This window comes from Photobacterium sp. SKA34 (assembly GCF_000153325.1).
In the GTDB taxonomy this organism is placed as follows: domain Bacteria; phylum Pseudomonadota; class Gammaproteobacteria; order Enterobacterales; family Vibrionaceae; genus Photobacterium.
Genome location: NZ_CH724143.1, coordinates 352,625 through 368,833, shown reverse-complemented (window position 1 = coordinate 368,833; position 16,209 = coordinate 352,625). Strand labels below are relative to the sequence as shown.

The following is a 16,209-nucleotide window of genomic DNA, read 5'->3' as shown; positions in this document are numbered from 1 at the left end:
AATGGTATCCCTCGTCTCTGTCCGCATTCATCCGTTGGTATGATGGTCAATTGATACTACGTTCTAAAGTGGTTCTTACCCTCAACTACCGCGGATCCTCAGTTTTAATGAAACGCAACTGCGTTTAATTCAAATATTCATAACCATGAAGGGTTAAGAAATTATCTAACTCTTCACTTGTCGTTAGTTTTGCCATTAATGCTGCGGCTTCATCAAATCGCCCTTGTTTAAAGCGCTCATCCCCAAGCTCAGCTTCTACAACTCGCATTTCTTCAACTAACATTTGCTCAAATAAAGCTTTAGTAACAACTTTACCATTCGATAATGCTTTACCATGTTTAATCCATTGCCATATTGAAGCTCGCGATATTTCAGCCGTTGCAGCATCTTCCATTAAGCCATAGATAGGCACACAGCCATTACCGGAGATCCAAGCTTCGATATATTGCACCGCAACACGAATGTTATGACGCATCCCCTCTTCTGTACGCTCACCATCACATGGTGCTAATAACTCATCGGCAGTAATGGGCGCATCACCATCTCGGGTAATATCTAATTGATTGTTACGAGCACCAAGTACCTGATCAAATACTCCACAAGCGGTGTCTGCCAAGCCTGGATGTGCAACCCATGTACCATCATGGCCATTACTCGCTTCGAGTGCTTTATCAGTTTTAATCTTATTAAGCACCCATGCTTGACGCTCTGCTTCTTTAGATGGAATGAAAGCTGCCATGCCTCCCATTGCAAATGCGCCTCGACGGTGGCAGGTTTTCACCAGTAAACGTGAATAAGCATTAAGAAACGGTTTTTCCATTGTTACAACTTGGCGATCAGGCAAGATACGATCAGGATACTGACGAAGTGTTTTAATATAACTAAAGATATAATCCCAACGACCGCAATTAAGCCCAACAATATGTTCTTTCAAACTAAAAAGAATTTCGTCCATTTCAAACACGGCAGGTAATGTTTCAATAAGTACCGTTGCTTTAATTGTTCCGCGCGTTAGCCCGAATTCATCTTCGGTGTAACTAAACACATCACTCCACCATGCGGCTTCACGATAAGCCTGTAGTTTGGGTAGATAGAAATAAGGACCACTGCCTTTTTCTAACAATGCTTTTTGATTGAGGAAAAAATATAAGGCAAAGTCTAATAGCGCCCCAGGGATGGGTTTTCCATTCCACAACACATGTTTTTCTGGAAGGTGTAATCCCCTAACACGGCAGATTAATACTGCAGGATCATCCGCAAGTTGATAATGCTTGCCAGTGTTGGGATTGGTATAGCTAATCGTGCCATTCACCGCATCCCGCAGATTGCGCTGGCCTTCAATAACTTCATCCCATGCAGGCGCGAAGGAATCCTCAAAGTCAGCCATAAACACTTTCACATTGGCATTAAGTGCATTAATAACCATTTTACGATCGACAGGTCCTGTTATCTCAACTCGTCGGTCTTGCAAATCTGCAGGAATATTTTGAATTTTCCATTCAGCTTGCCGAATAGATTCTGTTTCAGGATTAAAATCAGGTAATTGCCCTTTATCTATTTGGCATTGACGACGTTCTCTATCTTCTAGCAACAATGGAACACGTTCTGCAAAACGATCCACTAAGCGTTCTAAGAAAAGTAACGCTTCATCAGTTAGGACTTCACGCTGAATTTCTGTTAACGGTTGCTGTAATGATAATTTCATTTGGTAATTAGATTGAACCGCTGTATCTGCCATAACGCCCCATCCTTGTAACTTAATCACTACTTTTATCAATAAGCCTCAAGAGCTTTTTAATACCAGTTAATTCTTAACTTTCCCTTTACGTTGCCGCAACATGTAACAAAAAGCAAATTTCACCGTTTCTGATCAAAATCACAATAAAACAACAAATACAAATAAAAACAAAAACTTAAAAAAATTAGAGTAAAAAGTCAAAACACTAAATTAAAACAAAAGTCAGTAAATAACTCGGAATCAATAATTTGTTTTAATCATGATATTTTTTGTAGGTAGTTACGTAATTTAATTACAGAATAAGGCAGTTTGAATTTATTGATAATATTTGTTTTAAACAAAAATAATTTTATCAAATGCAGGTAATTATCTGATTTAATATATTTTAAAAGTAATAATTAAGACTGTAGTTAAACAAAGGAAGAATATACTGATAAATATCACTATTCTTTGTTTGTAACGCAAAACAAAATAATCCATCAAAACAGCAACTTAAACCCATCACAACAAAAAGATTAAAACACTGTTTAATTTTTAAATTTCGATACTTTAACCTAAATTAATGATTTTTTATTATGACGACAAAGTTAAATAAGAAAAGCCTGAAAAATACCACTTATTATCATCTCAAATAATAACGACATTCATTCAGACTTCTCTAATATAGGGATAATTTACTTATAATAAGGTTTCGACGAGAGAGGCTAGCTTTTCAAAGGTATTAACTCTGCTAGACGTTGGTCGCCAAACCAATCCAATTTCACGAAATGCCGCTTGGCCTGGTGGCTCAATCACCACCAGATTTTGGTTATCTAAAATACCGTGTTCAATAGCCATTTGAGGAATAAATGTGGTACCTAATCCATTGGCCACCATCTGAACCAATGTATGCAAACTAGTTGCAGTGAATGGATTAATTTTTTCTTTCGTTGTTAGCTTACACGCAGAAACAGCGTGCTCAGTTAAACAATGCTCTTTTTCTAGTAAGAAAACGGATTCATCAGGTAAATCAGCATAACGTAACGGTACAGAGACACGTTCAGCTTGGTTTTTACTGATCACCATTTTAAATGCATCACGCCCAACCACTTTACTGTGCATACCGTTAATCTCAATCGGTAGTGCAAGGATCAGAACATCCATTTCACCATTGCGTAAAGCGGCAAGTAAATTCGTGGTCGTATCTTCTCGTAGAAGTAGGTTAAGTTTGGGATAACGTCGATTAACCTCCTGCACCAAATCACATAGTAGAAAAGGGGCTATCGTTGGAATACATCCCACACGAAGAGGACCTTCCATGCCATCACCGGCAGAATGGGACAGTTCAATTAAATCTTGGCTGCGTGCCAGTAGTTCACGAGAACGCACAACAACCTCATCCCCCATACTGGTAAACACAAGGGATTTATTATCACGTTCAATAAGTTGACAACTCAATAAATCTTCTAAATTCTGGATCCCTGAACTAAGTGTCGACTGGCTCACAAAACACTTTTTTGCCGCTTCGCCAAAGTGCCGTGTTTCCGATAAAGTAACTAGGTAATGCAATTGTTTTAACGAGGGAAACTTATTCATCGTATTTTTCGATTACTTCAATCTGTTTATTCCGCTTTTTTCAATTTAACAGTTTGGCTATAGTTTGTCTCGTCCAAGTATGGAGCTAATCACCGAAGGTTAGCAAAACCCAATATTTCAGGAGCACCAAAATGGTACTAGTAGGTCGTCAAGCACCAGATTTTACTGCTGCAGCTGTTCTAGGTAACGGCGAAATCGTTGATAACTTCAACTTTGCAGAGTTCACTAAAGGTAAAAAAGCGGTAGTTTTCTTTTACCCACTAGACTTCACATTCGTATGCCCATCTGAGCTAATCGCTTTTGACAAGCGTTTCGAAGATTTCCAAGCAAAAGGTGTTGAAGTAATTGGTGTTTCTATCGATTCTCAATTCTCTCACAATGCATGGCGTAACACTGCTGTTGAAGACGGCGGTATCGGTCAAGTTAAGTACCCACTAATTGCTGACGTTAAGCATGAAATTTGTAAAGCTTACGATGTTGAGCACCCAGAAGCAGGCGTTGCTTTCCGTGGTTCTTTCCTAATCGACGAAGATGGCCTTGTTCGTCACCAAGTTGTTAACGACCTACCTCTAGGCCGTAACATCGACGAAATGTTACGTATGGTTGACGCATTAAACTTCCACCAAAAACACGGTGAAGTATGTCCAGCACAGTGGGAAGAAGGTAAAGCAGGTATGGACGCATCACCAAAAGGTGTAGCTGACTACCTATCTGAGCACACTGCAGACCTAGGTAAGAAGTAATTACCTTAAAACACCATGCTCACGGTGTTATTCTGGCACTAAGCTATACATAAAGCTAAAGTCAGCTCAAAGATAAGAGATATAATGAGGCCTGGATTATACTAGGCCCTTTTTTTATCTATAATTTAGAACCAACCGCACATTATATCCTGTCTCTATTCGCTCCTATCTTGCCAATCCTCTACACTGCAGACACACTTTTTATTTCATTAAAAATTATGTCTATTCAACTTGAAGTTTGTATCGATAATCTTGAATCACTCCACTATGCCCAACAAGGTGGCGCATCACGCATCGAGTTGTGCTCCTCACTTGCACTTGGCGGATTAACGCCAAGTGCTGGTTTTATGCAATTAGCCGCTAGACAAGCACACATTCCCGTTTACGCTATGATCAGACCACGCCAAGGTGACTTTTTATTTAATGATGGCGATATTGAGATCATGCTTGCTGATATTCATGCAGCCCATCAAGCAGGATTACAAGGAATAGTCATTGGCGCACTCACAGAACAAAGCCTTATTGATAGCACAACCGTTTCGAGCTTAATCAAACAAGCTAAAGGCTTAGGGGTTACTTTTCATCGTGCTATAGATCAATGTGTCGACCCTTTCGCAGCATTAGATACCATAATGAGCTGTGGCTGCGAGCGAGTACTGACATCAGGGCTTCAAACTACCGCTCCTGAAGGCACAGCCATGATCAAAAAAATGGTCAACTATTGTGGTGATAGGCTCAGTATTATGGCAGGCGCTGGCGTTACACCAGATAATGTTCAAACCTTAGTTGCTGAGACGGGAATAAAAGAAGTGCATCTTTCTGGTAAAACAACACGATCCAGTAAAATATTAAATCGCACTTCAAGTGCACATATGGGTAACGCCGTCTTTGATGATTTCCAAATCCCAGTGACAAATATAGATACGATCAAAATTGTCAAACATAAGCTGAGAAGAGAATAAACCCTGTAAATGAACATAAATAAAAAAGAGCGCTAAGCTTCTAAATAAAGCTAAGCGCCCTTCTTAATGATTCATATATCCAGTGTATTATAGGAAGTTGGTAATATCTTCTGGATTAGTGTGGCGAATGTCTTTACCTTGCACGAAATAGATAATGTATTCACAAATATTTTGGCAACGATCACCCACTCGCTCAATAGAGCGCGCCGCCCACATCACCTTCATCACACTTGGAATAGAGTCGGGATCTTCTTTCATGTAAGTCATAAGTTGACGAATAATTGCTTCATATTCTCGATCAATTCGATCATCAGTTTGGTACACATCAATCGCTGCTTTTACATCCATACGAGCAAAAGCATCTAACACTTCATGTAGCATGCGCACTGCGTTTTGACCTAATGATTCTAACGATGCCAACAAGTTATATTGTTTGTTGGTAAAATTCCCTAATGCGACTTTAGCAATACTTTCCGCCACATCACCAATACGTTCTAAGTCAGTAATGGTTTTTATAATAGCGATAACAAGACGTAAATCACTGGCTGTAGGTTGGCGCTTAGCAATAATACGCGTACATGCCTCATCGATTGCAACTTCCATTGCATTGACTTTGCGATCATCTTGGATCACTCGTTTCGCCAAATCTTCTTCTTGTTTATGCAGTGCTTTTAAGGCATCTGCCAACTGCTGTTCAACTAAGCCGCCCATCGCTAAAACATGGGTACGAATACTTTCTAGTTCATGATTAAACTGACCTGAAATATGTCGACCAAGGCTAATGTTATTTAACATGATGGTATGTCCTTAACCATAACGTCCTGTAATATAATCTTCAGTACGTTTTTCTCTTGGGGTGGTGAAAATATCATTGGTGCTCGAATATTCCACCAGCTCTCCCATATAGATAAAAGCTGTTTGATCTGACACTCGTGCCGCTTGCTGCATGTTATGTGTCACGATAATCACGGTATATTTGGCTTTTAGATCATTGATCAATTCTTCAATCGTTAAGGTTGATATTGGATCAAGTGCTGATGTCGGCTCATCAAGAAGTAGAATCTCAGGTTCAATAGCAATCGCACGCGCAATCACTAAACGCTGCTGTTGGCCTCCAGATAAACCAAACGCATTTTCATGCAACCTGTCTTTTACCTCATCCCACAAAGCTGCCGAACGCAATGAACTTTCAACCGCATCATCTAAAATACGTCGATCACTGATCCCTTGCAGACGTAAACCATAAACCACATTTTCATATATGGATTTAGGAAATGGATTCGGGCGTTGAAACACCATCCCTACACGACGGCGTAATGACGCAACATCAACTTTATTATCGTAGATGTTCTGCCCATGTAGCATGATTTTACCATCGACATGACAGCCTTCAATCAAATCGTTCATTCGGTTAATACAACTTAATAACGTTGATTTACCACAACCTGAAGGGCCGATAAATGCGGTGACCTGTCCTTTAGGAATACGCATATTGATATTATACAAAGCTTGCGTTTTACCATAGTGTAGGTTCAAACCTTCAATCGATAATGCCGTTTGCTCATCTGGTAACGAAGAGAGATCGACGGGTTCAAATAAACCTATTGATGGTGAAGCAGAATACATAATGTTCTCTCTGTTAATAATCGACTATTCATCCCACTACGTTTGATTACAACTCTAACGAGCGAAATTTTTCACGCAGATGATTACGGATCCCAATTGCGGTTAAATTCAAACTTACAATCACCGTCACTAATAAAAATGACGTCGCGTAAACCAAAGGTCTTGCCGCTTCAACATTCGGGCTTTGGAACGCAACATCATAAATATGATACCCCAAATGCATAAACTTACGATCAAGGTGAACATAAGGAAAATGAACATCAACGGGCAATGTTGGTGCCATTTTTACGACCCCAACTAACATCAGAGGTGCTACTTCACCCGCCGCCCTTGCGACCGCTAAAATCAATCCCGTCATAATGGCAGGGCTTGCCATCGGGAGTACTATACGCCATAAGGTTTCAGCTTGAGTCGCGCCTAATGCCAAAGAGCCATTTCTCACAGAGCTCGGAATTCGCGATAAACCTTCTTCCGTTGAAACAATAACAACCGGTAATGTCATGATCGCCAATGTTAATGCCGACCATAAAATCCCAGGGGTACCAAATGTTGGTGTCGGCAGCTGGGCTGAGAAAAAGACATCATCAATTGTCCCCCCTACCATGTACACAAAAAAGCCTAACCCGAATACCCCATATACAATAGACGGTACACCCGCAAGGTTAATCACCGCAATACGGATGACCTTTGTGAAATTATTATTCCCTGCATATTCATAAAGATAAATTGCGGCTAACACACCTAATGGCGTCACCATGGCACTCATTAGCAATACCATAAATACCGTACCAAAGATTGCAGGAAATACACCGCCTTCGGTATTAGCTTCACGGGGTGCTTCGGTTAAAAACTTATAAACCTGTTTCCCCCAATGCTGAAACTTTTCAATGAAGGTTAAATTATTGGGATACCAAATATCTAATACTTGAGACATCGATAAGGTGATCGTTTGACCCTGACTATCTCGAAGTAATAAACTAGCACTATCTAATTGAGCTTGTAGGGAAAACAAACGATTTTCAATGTTTTTATAAATCGTTTTATAGTTCAGTTCCTCACGCTCAATTCGCGTTTTGTCATCCGGCGTTAATTTATCTTTGAAGACTAATTGACGCTTTTCTAAACGTAGCTTTTCTAAATGCCAATTCGTATCTGCAATTTCAATCTGTTGTAGTTTCTTTAATTCGGCTCGAATTTCAGAAGCTTCACTTAATGCAACAGGCAAATAATCCATGCTATTACGCACACCATTTGCCATTATTGCGATAGGATAACCATAAAACTTACCATTCGTTTCTCGATCGACAACAGCAATATTTTTCGCTATTTCTTGGTGCTTTATTTGGCTTTTTAATACCGTAAAAAAGTCAGTCCCCACTAGTTCACGATTACCAATCTTGATGAGATAACGCATCTCAACCGGACCTTGCATATGAGAAACATCAACCCCAGCTTCACGCAATTGTTGCAACGGGATCGCTTTACTGTCATACAACTCACCAATCACGGTTTGGTTTTTACCTGCTATATCAATATCGAATTGATAAACAGGTGAAGGCCAAAAGTAGCTTAAGCCTTTATAACCAATAAGTAATAGCAATCCTAAAACAGCAACAAGGCTTAAGCTAACCGCCCCCGCAGTTACCCAAATCCAAGGAGAGCCGGATTTAAACCATTTAATCATGATCATCCCCCTCTCTTATAGTGAACTGTATTTTTCACGTAAACGTTGCCTCACAACCTCAGCGATTGTATTGAATACAAAGGTAAAGACGAATAATACAAATGCGGCTAAAAACAATACTCGATAATGCGAACTTGCCACTTCCGATTCAGGCATTTCAATCGCAATGGTTGCTGCCAACGTTCTTAACCCCTGTAATAAATCCCAATCCATGACAGGGGTATTCCCCGTAGCCATCAATACAATCATCGTTTCTCCAACAGCTCGACCTAGCCCCATCATTACCGCAGAAAAAACACCCGGGCTTGCTGTTAGCAATACCACCTTGGTTAAGGTTTGCCATTGAGTCGCACCTAATGCCAGTGAGCCTTTCGTTAAATGACTAGGTACAGAGAACACCGCATCTTCTGCAATCGTAAAAATAGTGGGGATCACCGCAAAACCCATTGCGATGCCGACAATTAACGCATTACGTTGATCGTACCCAATACCATAATGGTGAGATAAATAACTTTGTAAATCGCTGCCAAATAACCACTGGGACAACCAAGGACTAACAGCAAAACAACCATACCCGACAAGTATTATCATCGGGATCAAAATAGCGATATGAAAACCATGAGGGATACGTGATCGCCATTGCCCAGGTAACATTGACCAAATAAAACCAATCACAATCATGCTTATAGGTAAGGTAATAAAGCTTAAGGCAACCCCAGTCAGATTTTGATCAACGATAGGTGCAAGCCAAATTCCAGCTAAAAAACCTAAGATAACCGTCGGTAAAGCTTCCATTAATTCAATCGTTGGTTTGATTAATCGGCGCACTTTAGATGACATGAAATAAGCAGTATAAATCGCCCCCGCCAGTGCCAACGGTATCGCAAATAACAGCGAATAAACCGCAGCTTTCAATGTACCGAAAATAATCGGTACCAAGCTTAATTTTGGTTCAAACTCATCACTTGCTGACGTTGATTGCCAAACGTAATCAGGCTCAGGATATCCCTCATACCACACTTTTTGCCACAGTGATGAAAGACCAATATCCGGATGGGAGTTATTCACTTTATACGTTTGCCACTTGCCATTATCTAGCGTGAGCAACATATTCGCTTTTGGCGATATAGCGATATCTTGGGGGACAGTATCAAATATCTGCTCTTGATAAATCACATCACGCTCAGAAGTATAATAAGCCGATACTCGACCATCTTGTTGAATAACAAAAAAGCCTTTGCGGTAATACTCAGGGACGATTTTCACAATAGGGCTAGAAGAAAAAAGGAAATCTCGCACCTTTACCAATTGACGTTTCCCATCTTTGACCACTTCAAACCATTGGGTAATCGTATTATTAGAGTTTGTTACTAATAAGGAATTCGCCCCTGATAATAAATTAATCCGCTCAGGCGTTACTGTTTTATCATTAGATAGTTTTGTGGTTTCTCTTAATACCGCTTGCTGTTGTTGAAGAGAATAAGTAAAGAGTGTTGTACCACTTAATACATAAAGTGTTTTACCGTCAGGCGTTAATACAAGTTGCTCAACATTAGCTGGCACATCATTAATTTGAAATTGCTGCCATGTTTTATCATTTGACGCGCTCATTTCAGAATGAGAGAACCTAACCACTGAAAGCTTATCTTGGTTAGTGTAAGCGGCTAAAATAATAGTGTTATCACGTCCAGATACGGCTAATTTCTCAATAACATCTTGTTTAGCAACGACAGATAACGGCGCTTTACCAACAGGATAATCGATAACAGGAAATAGGTGCTTTTTGTTTTGATCAAACGTGAAATTAAAATCAGCTTTCACTATTTTCACTAGCCCACCCGCCAATGCATAGGCAACCAACCCATCCCGCGGCAAGCTGGTTGCAACGGCAGTAGGATCATTAACAAGTGTCTGTTGTTTAATCACCTGTCCTGATGCAGGTGGTGGCGATAAGCGAATAAAATCTAGCTGACCTTCCGTGGTAAAACGATAAGCTAAGGTATTACTATCATCAATACCTACCCGCGCAGTGTTACCCGGCAAGGCCAAAGAGAAATGGTAGGTTGGTTTAACCGAAACAGAAGAGAAGATTGGAACAATAACGTAGAGTAAATAGAAAAAAATCAGTACCAAGGTTACAAGTACAAAAATACCGCCAGCCGTCACACCTAAGCGCGCTAACTTATCTTTCATTCGGCGAAGATGATTTTCTCCCATTAAAAACGAACTGGCGTGTGCCATTATTACCTCAAACCTATTTATACGAGCTAAAGTATATTTCTATTACATGACACTTTTATTACATATGATATTTTCAAAATATTACATATCGCACAGATTTATAAATCAGAACTGAAAGAGAATGTCATTAGCAATCAATAAATCATGACAACTTACGCATTTACTTATTTGTGTCCATTTCAGCCATAGACAGCATAAATTGTAATTAGGATAATTATTGATAAGTATCAATCAGTTTGTTGCTTAATTGTCACTGCATCAACAACCATTACAAATAAGGAGAGCTGTAATGAAACAACTCATTATTACTGTTATAGGTAAAGATAAAACTGGACTGGTAGAGCAACTTTCAGACACGGTATATAACAATCATGCAAATTGGCTAAAAAGTTCATTAACTCAACTGAGTGGCCAATTTGCTGGAATTGTTCAGGTTGAAGTTTTCCCTCAACATATTCAACAGCTTAGTAATGCATTATCGCAAATTTCGGGGCTACAGATCCACATTGTCGAGGCACAAATCAAAGCTTCCTCACAACAGCAAATGCAGAAGTTAACCGTGACAGGTAATGATCGGTTAGGGATTGTTAAAGACGTCACTACCCACCTGCATCAACTAGGCATAAACATCTACAAGCTCAAAACTAAAACGGAAAGCGCACCTAACTGGGGATACCCGATTTTTACAGCGCAATTTCAACTCGATCTGCCAACCGATCTCACCATTGATACTGTACAAGAACAATTAGAATTATTAGCCGATGATTTAACCATAGATGTTGAAAAATAATTAGAATATTTGGCTGATAAAACAATCACTCAAATTTACATCTCACTGTAACGCTAATACCTTATATTTGCCACAAACAGCTTAATTTTGTAATGCAAAGCAACAAGGACGAACACCGAGCATGACTACCGAAAATCTATATATAGAAAAAGAGCTAAGTTGGCTCTCTTTTAACGAACGAGTGTTACAAGAAGCAGCAGATAAGTCTGTTCCACTCATTGAACGAGTACGATTTCTCGGTATTTTTTCCAGCAATACAGATGAGTTCTACAAAGTGCGCTTTGCTGATGTGAAGCGCCAGATCTTAATTCATGAAGAACAAGGTGGTATTGATCAAGCCAAGCAATTATTGAGTAAGATCCAAAGTCGAGTACTAAAGTTAAATCAAGATTTTGACACGCTATACAATGAAATATTGTTAGAAATGGCGCGCCGTCATATATTTTTAGTCAATGAATTACAGTTAGAAGACTGCCAGAAAGCGTGGTTAAAACATTATTTCCAACACGCCATATTGCCTCATGTTACCCCTATTTTACTTACTGACGATGTCGACATACTGCAAGTCCTCAAGGATGAATGCTCCTATCTAGCCGTCGCTATGACTAAAAACCGTGAGACACATTATGCGTTAATAGAGATCCCAACCGATCAACTGCCTCGTTTTGTTCAATTGCCAAAAACTAAGGGGAAACGCCATAAAACCCTTATTTTGCTTGATAATATTATTCGACTTTGTATCGATGATTTATTCAACGGCTTTTTTGAATATGACGATCTTACCGTATTTGCGATGAAAATGACCCGTGATGCAGAATACGATCTCAGCCAAGAAGTTGAACACAGCTTGCTAGAACAAATGTCAGAAGGGTTAAATCAACGCCTAACTGCCATGCCTGTACGCTTTGTATATCAACGCGATATGCCCGGTGACATGATCAATGTGTTGTGCAATAAACTCCAAGTATCAAGCTATGACAGTGTGATCCCCGGTGGCCGTTATCACAATTTTAAAGACTTTATTGGTTTCCCTAATGTCGGTAGAAGCTATTTAGAGAACAAAGATCTCCCGCCAATTAAAAGCTATCAATTCACATCAGCTCGTAATGCCTTTGATGCTATAAAAGCGCAAGATATATTATTGTATTACCCGTACCACACCTTTAGTCATATAACAGAGTTGGTACGACAAGCCTCTTACGATCCCAAAGTTCGTAGCATTAAAATCAATATTTATCGTGTCGCTAAAAATTCGCGCATTATTGAATCTATGATTGATGCAGCCAACAACGGTAAGAATGTAACCGTCGTTGTTGAGCTGCAAGCGCGCTTTGATGAAGAAGCCAATATTGAATGGGCGAGATGCCTCACAGAGGCTGGGGTAAACGTTATTTTTGGTGTGCCGGGGTTAAAAATTCACTCTAAACTTTGCTTAATAACCCGTAAAGAGTCAGGCGAACTGGTTCGATATGCGCATATCGGTACGGGGAACTTTAATGAAAAAACCGCCCGAATTTATACCGACTTTTCACTGCTAACCTGTGATAAATCCATTACCGATGAAGTAAAACAAGTCTTTGCTTATATTGCGAACCCATATCGCACCGTTGAATTTAACCATTTAATCGTCTCTCCTCGTAACTCTCGTTCTCGGCTGTATGAACTAATTGATAGAGAAATAGCTCACGCCAAGCAAAAGTTACCATCAGGTATTACACTTAAGGTCAATAACCTCGTCGATAGAGGCTTGATTAATATGCTATATCAAGCCAGTAATAACGGTGTGAAAATCAAATTAATTATTCGAGGTATGTGCTCATTAATCCCCGGCATTAAAGGGATCAGTGACAACATTACTGCGATCAGTATTATCGACAGATTTCTAGAGCACCCTCGCGTCGCGGTATTTGAAAATAATGGTGATAATGACGTTTATATTTCATCTGCTGATTGGATGAGCCGTAATATTGATAACCGTATTGAAGTTGGGTGCCCTATTAATTCACCGGTGTTAAAACAACGAATTATCGATATTCTCAATATCCAGCTTTGCGATACCGTCAAAGCACGCACTATCGATGAAGGCATGCATAACCATTATGTACCGCGAGGCAATAGACGCAAAATTCGCTCACAAACGGCCATTTATGATTATCTGAAACACAGCGAGAAGAATCTGAAAAAGCACGCTGAAAAAACAGAGAAATACGATGACAAAAACTAATTCTTCGCCACAACCTCGCGAAATAGCAGCGATCGATATCGGTTCAAATAGCTTTCATATGGTTGTGGCTCGCATTGTTGGTCAAAGCCTTCAAATTGTCAGCCGTCATAAACAACGAGTCCACCTTGCATCTGGGCTTGATAAGCATTTAAACCTTGATCAAGCCGCCATGAATCGCGGCTTAAGCTGCCTTGCAATGTTTGCTGAAAGACTGCAAGGTTTTACACCTAAAAATGTCCGTATCGCGGCAACATACACGTTACGTCAAGCGCAAAATGCACATATTTTTCTCCAACGGGCAGAGAGTATTTTACCCTTTCCCATTGAGATCATTCCCGGAACGGAAGAAGCTCGTTTAATTTATCTTGGGGTTGCGCATACCCAACCCGATAAAGGTAAAAAACTGGTCGTCGATATCGGTGGCGGTAGCACTGAATTAGTCATTGGTGAAGAATTTGATACCCATATTTTATATAGTAAGCATATGGGCTGTGTAAGCTACAACAAACTCTTTTTTTCTAATGGAAAACTCAGTCGTAAAAACATTGCGGCGGCACAACTTGCAGCACGGCAGAAACTTGAAAGTATCGCCAGTAAATATAGCGATATTGGATGGGATAAAACCTTGGGTTCGTCTGGCACCATTAAAGCTATCCGTGAAGTGTTAATCGCTCAAGGCCATAGCGATGGCGTGATCACATCATCTCGTTTAAGCCGATTACTTGATCAAATTAGTGCCTTTAAACATCAAGATGATCTCGAACTTCAAGGCTTAACCGACGATAGAAAACCTGTTTTTGCCGCCGGAGTAGCTATTTTAAGTGCCGTATTTGAAGCACTTGATATTGAAGATATGCACTTTTCCAGTGGCGCATTACGCGAGGGGCTACTGTATGAAATGGAGCAACGATTCCGCCACAGTGATATCCGTATTCGTACCGCTGATGCAATGGCAAAACAATACAATATCGACACTACACAAGCAAAACGTGTACAGACAACTGCGATTAAAATTTACGATCAAATAGATACTCAACCAGGCATGAAAAAAGACGAATTATCGCCCTTGCTATCATGGGGCGCGTTACTTCATGAGGTTGGGCTAAACATAAGCTATCCCGGATTTCACCGCCATAGTGCATACTTACTTCGCCATAGCACTATGCCAGGATTCAATATCGAACAACAAACGGTACTTTCAACGTTAGTACGCTATCAGCGTAAAACATTAAAACTGACTGAAATGCCCGAATTGACTATCTATAAACGTAAACATCTTTATCCATTAATTCGTACGTTACGTATTGCCGTAGTGTTAAATGGACAGCGCAGTGATGAACCATTACCACATATAAAAGTTAAGGCCGATAAAGAGCACTGGCAATTAACTTTACCTAAAGGTTGGACAACAGAAAATAAATTACTCGCAGCTGATATGCGTACAGAACAAGAATATTGGCATAAAGCGGGATGGATGTTAGAAATTAATGAATTGAGTGACTAATAGTTAATCCTAACAGTTAAAACAACAACGTCAGCGATATGCTGACGTTGTTAATTGAACATTTATATTTAGTTTATTAGGCCGTAAAAATTATCCACTGTTACAGCCCAAGCGCAGCCATATTTTGTTCAACAACCTTTACCGGTAACGGAATATAACCATCTTTTTGGACAATTTTCTGCCCATCACTCGATAGAATAAACCTCAAAAATTCACCTTCCATCGGTGCTAACGGCTTGTTCGGGTGCTTATTCACATAAACATATAAAAAGCGTGATAATGGGTAATGACCACTGACTGAATTCTCTATCGTCGCTTCAACGTAGTCATTCCCTTCACGTGCCACAGGTATCGCTTTGATACCCGTTGTTTTATAGCCTATCCCAGAATAACCAATCGCATTTAATGAGGTTGATACCGATTGTACAACCGATGCCGATCCCGGTTGCTCATTAACATTGTTACGAAAATCGCCTCGACACAGCGCATGCTTTTTAAAATAACCATACGTTCCTGAGACTGAATTTCGTCCATAGATTTGAATACTACGATCTTTCCAGCTACCCGGTAAGCCTAGCTGGCCCCATTCGGTAATTGGCTTTAATGCACCACAACGCAATGTTCGTGAGTAAATCGCATCTAACTGCTCAAAGTTAATCCCCTTTAATGGATTATCTTCATGAACAAACACCGCAAGCGCATCGACGGCAACTTTAATCGCAGTCGGTTTATAACCATACTCTTGCTCAAATGCTTCAATTTCTTTATTTTTCATTACTCGGCTCATAGGGCCAAGTTGCGCTGTCGCTTCAATTAATGCGGTTGGCGCTGTTGATGAACCTGCCGTTTGAATTTGAATATTAACGTTTGGATAGCGACGTTTAAATTCTTCCGCCCAATAAGTCATTAAGTTCGCTAAGGTATCCGAACCAACTGACGACAAGTTACCCGAAATGCCGCTTACTTTCTGATAAGGCAATAAGCTTGTTTCTGCTGCTTTAACGCTTGATGTTTCTATACTGGATGTTTCAATTTCAGCCTGAGCGCTGCCAGCCAGTAATAACAACAATACCCCAGCAAAAGATTTCAATCGCTGAACCATACATTTCATCTCTTTAATCA

Annotated in this window: 12 protein-coding genes; 5 read left to right on the top strand and 7 right to left on the bottom strand. The window is 40.0% G+C overall.

Going from position 1 to position 16,209, the window contains the following annotated elements; genetic code table 11:
• Nucleotides 1–124: 124 nt before the first annotated feature.
• Nucleotides 125–1,738 (bottom strand): malate synthase A, encoded by a 1,614-nt coding sequence (gene aceB, locus SKA34_RS14625; RefSeq protein ID WP_006646302.1) that lies wholly within the window; start codon nucleotides 1,736–1,738, stop codon nucleotides 125–127.
• 678 nt (nucleotides 1,739–2,416) lie between these two features.
• Complete coding sequence (locus SKA34_RS14620; RefSeq protein WP_006646300.1) at nucleotides 2,417–3,313, bottom strand: hydrogen peroxide-inducible genes activator; 897 nt, start codon at nucleotides 3,311–3,313, stop codon at nucleotides 2,417–2,419.
• 131 nt (nucleotides 3,314–3,444) lie between these two features.
• Between SKA34_RS14620 and SKA34_RS14615 the strand changes: the two genes are divergently transcribed.
• The gene (locus SKA34_RS14615) at nucleotides 3,445–4,056 is read left to right on the top strand and encodes a peroxiredoxin C (protein WP_005369328.1); all 612 of its coding nucleotides are present in this window, start codon (nucleotides 3,445–3,447) and stop codon (nucleotides 4,054–4,056) included.
• Nucleotides 4,057–4,274: 218 nt separating this feature from the next.
• The gene (locus SKA34_RS14610) at nucleotides 4,275–5,018 is read left to right on the top strand and encodes a copper homeostasis protein CutC (RefSeq protein WP_006646299.1); all 744 of its coding nucleotides are present in this window, start codon (nucleotides 4,275–4,277) and stop codon (nucleotides 5,016–5,018) included.
• An 87-nt stretch (nucleotides 5,019–5,105) separates the two neighbouring features.
• On the opposite strand, the gene phoU is transcribed toward SKA34_RS14610, so the two are convergent.
• From phoU to SKA34_RS14590, 4 genes are read right to left on the bottom strand one after another with little or no spacing between them, the layout of a single operon-like run.
• Nucleotides 5,106–5,813, bottom strand: coding sequence for a phosphate signaling complex protein PhoU (gene phoU / locus SKA34_RS14605; protein ID WP_006646297.1), 708 nt, complete (start codon nucleotides 5,811–5,813; stop codon nucleotides 5,106–5,108).
• A gap of 12 nt (nucleotides 5,814–5,825) precedes the next feature.
• On the bottom strand, nucleotides 5,826–6,644 hold the full coding sequence (pstB, locus tag SKA34_RS14600; protein ID WP_006646295.1) for a phosphate ABC transporter ATP-binding protein PstB: 819 nt from the start codon (nucleotides 6,642–6,644) through the stop codon (nucleotides 5,826–5,828).
• 46 nt (nucleotides 6,645–6,690) lie between these two features.
• Nucleotides 6,691–8,328 (bottom strand): phosphate ABC transporter permease PstA, encoded by a 1,638-nt coding sequence (gene pstA, locus SKA34_RS14595; protein WP_006646294.1) that lies wholly within the window; start codon nucleotides 8,326–8,328, stop codon nucleotides 6,691–6,693.
• A 15-nt stretch (nucleotides 8,329–8,343) separates the two neighbouring features.
• Nucleotides 8,344–10,569: an ABC transporter permease subunit gene (locus SKA34_RS14590; RefSeq protein WP_006646293.1), complete on the bottom strand. Its 2,226-nt coding sequence runs from the start codon at nucleotides 10,567–10,569 to the stop codon at nucleotides 8,344–8,346.
• 289 nt (nucleotides 10,570–10,858) lie between these two features.
• Here SKA34_RS14590 and SKA34_RS14585 point away from each other — a divergent pair, with 289 nt between their 5' ends.
• From SKA34_RS14585 to ppx, 3 genes are all read left to right on the top strand, one after another.
• Nucleotides 10,859–11,359 (top strand): glycine cleavage system protein R, encoded by a 501-nt coding sequence (locus SKA34_RS14585; RefSeq protein WP_006646290.1) that lies wholly within the window; start codon nucleotides 10,859–10,861, stop codon nucleotides 11,357–11,359.
• 121 nt (nucleotides 11,360–11,480) lie between these two features.
• The gene (gene ppk1, locus SKA34_RS14580; protein WP_006646289.1) at nucleotides 11,481–13,583 is read left to right on the top strand and encodes a polyphosphate kinase 1; all 2,103 of its coding nucleotides are present in this window, start codon (nucleotides 11,481–11,483) and stop codon (nucleotides 13,581–13,583) included.
• Nucleotides 13,570–15,087, top strand: a complete 1,518-nt coding sequence (ppx, locus tag SKA34_RS14575) for an exopolyphosphatase (protein ID WP_006646288.1) — start codon at nucleotides 13,570–13,572, stop codon at nucleotides 15,085–15,087. The genes ppk1 and ppx overlap by 14 nt, the downstream gene beginning before the upstream one ends.
• 100 nt (nucleotides 15,088–15,187) lie before the next feature.
• Here the strand turns inward: ppx and SKA34_RS14570 are convergent, their stop codons facing one another.
• Nucleotides 15,188–16,198: a PstS family phosphate ABC transporter substrate-binding protein gene (locus SKA34_RS14570; RefSeq protein ID WP_039860692.1), complete on the bottom strand. Its 1,011-nt coding sequence runs from the start codon at nucleotides 16,196–16,198 to the stop codon at nucleotides 15,188–15,190.
• Between the last annotated feature and the right edge of the window lie 11 nt (nucleotides 16,199–16,209).

Bases quoted from the DNA above. Each gene is read 5' to 3' on its own strand.
- SKA34_RS14615 (WP_005369328.1), top strand. From the start codon at position 3,445: ATGGTACTAGTAGGTCGTCAAGCACCAGATTTTACTGCTGCAGCTGTT.
- SKA34_RS14620 (WP_006646300.1), bottom strand. From the start codon at position 3,313: ATGAATAAGTTTCCCTCGTTAAAACAATTGCATTACCTAGTTACTTTA.
- pstA (WP_006646294.1), bottom strand. From the start codon at position 8,328: ATGATTAAATGGTTTAAATCCGGCTCTCCTTGGATTTGGGTAACTGCG.
- aceB (WP_006646302.1), bottom strand. From the start codon at position 1,738: ATGGCAGATACAGCGGTTCAATCTAATTACCAAATGAAATTATCATTA.
- ppx (WP_006646288.1), top strand. From the start codon at position 13,570: ATGACAAAAACTAATTCTTCGCCACAACCTCGCGAAATAGCAGCGATC.
- SKA34_RS14585 (WP_006646290.1), top strand. From the start codon at position 10,859: ATGAAACAACTCATTATTACTGTTATAGGTAAAGATAAAACTGGACTG.
- ppk1 (WP_006646289.1), top strand. From the start codon at position 11,481: ATGACTACCGAAAATCTATATATAGAAAAAGAGCTAAGTTGGCTCTCT.
- SKA34_RS14590 (WP_006646293.1), bottom strand. From the start codon at position 10,569: ATGGCACACGCCAGTTCGTTTTTAATGGGAGAAAATCATCTTCGCCGA.
- pstB (WP_006646295.1), bottom strand. From the start codon at position 6,644: ATGTATTCTGCTTCACCATCAATAGGTTTATTTGAACCCGTCGATCTC.
- phoU (WP_006646297.1), bottom strand. From the start codon at position 5,813: ATGTTAAATAACATTAGCCTTGGTCGACATATTTCAGGTCAGTTTAAT.
- SKA34_RS14570 (WP_039860692.1), bottom strand. From the start codon at position 16,198: ATGAAATGTATGGTTCAGCGATTGAAATCTTTTGCTGGGGTATTGTTG.
- SKA34_RS14610 (WP_006646299.1), top strand. From the start codon at position 4,275: ATGTCTATTCAACTTGAAGTTTGTATCGATAATCTTGAATCACTCCAC.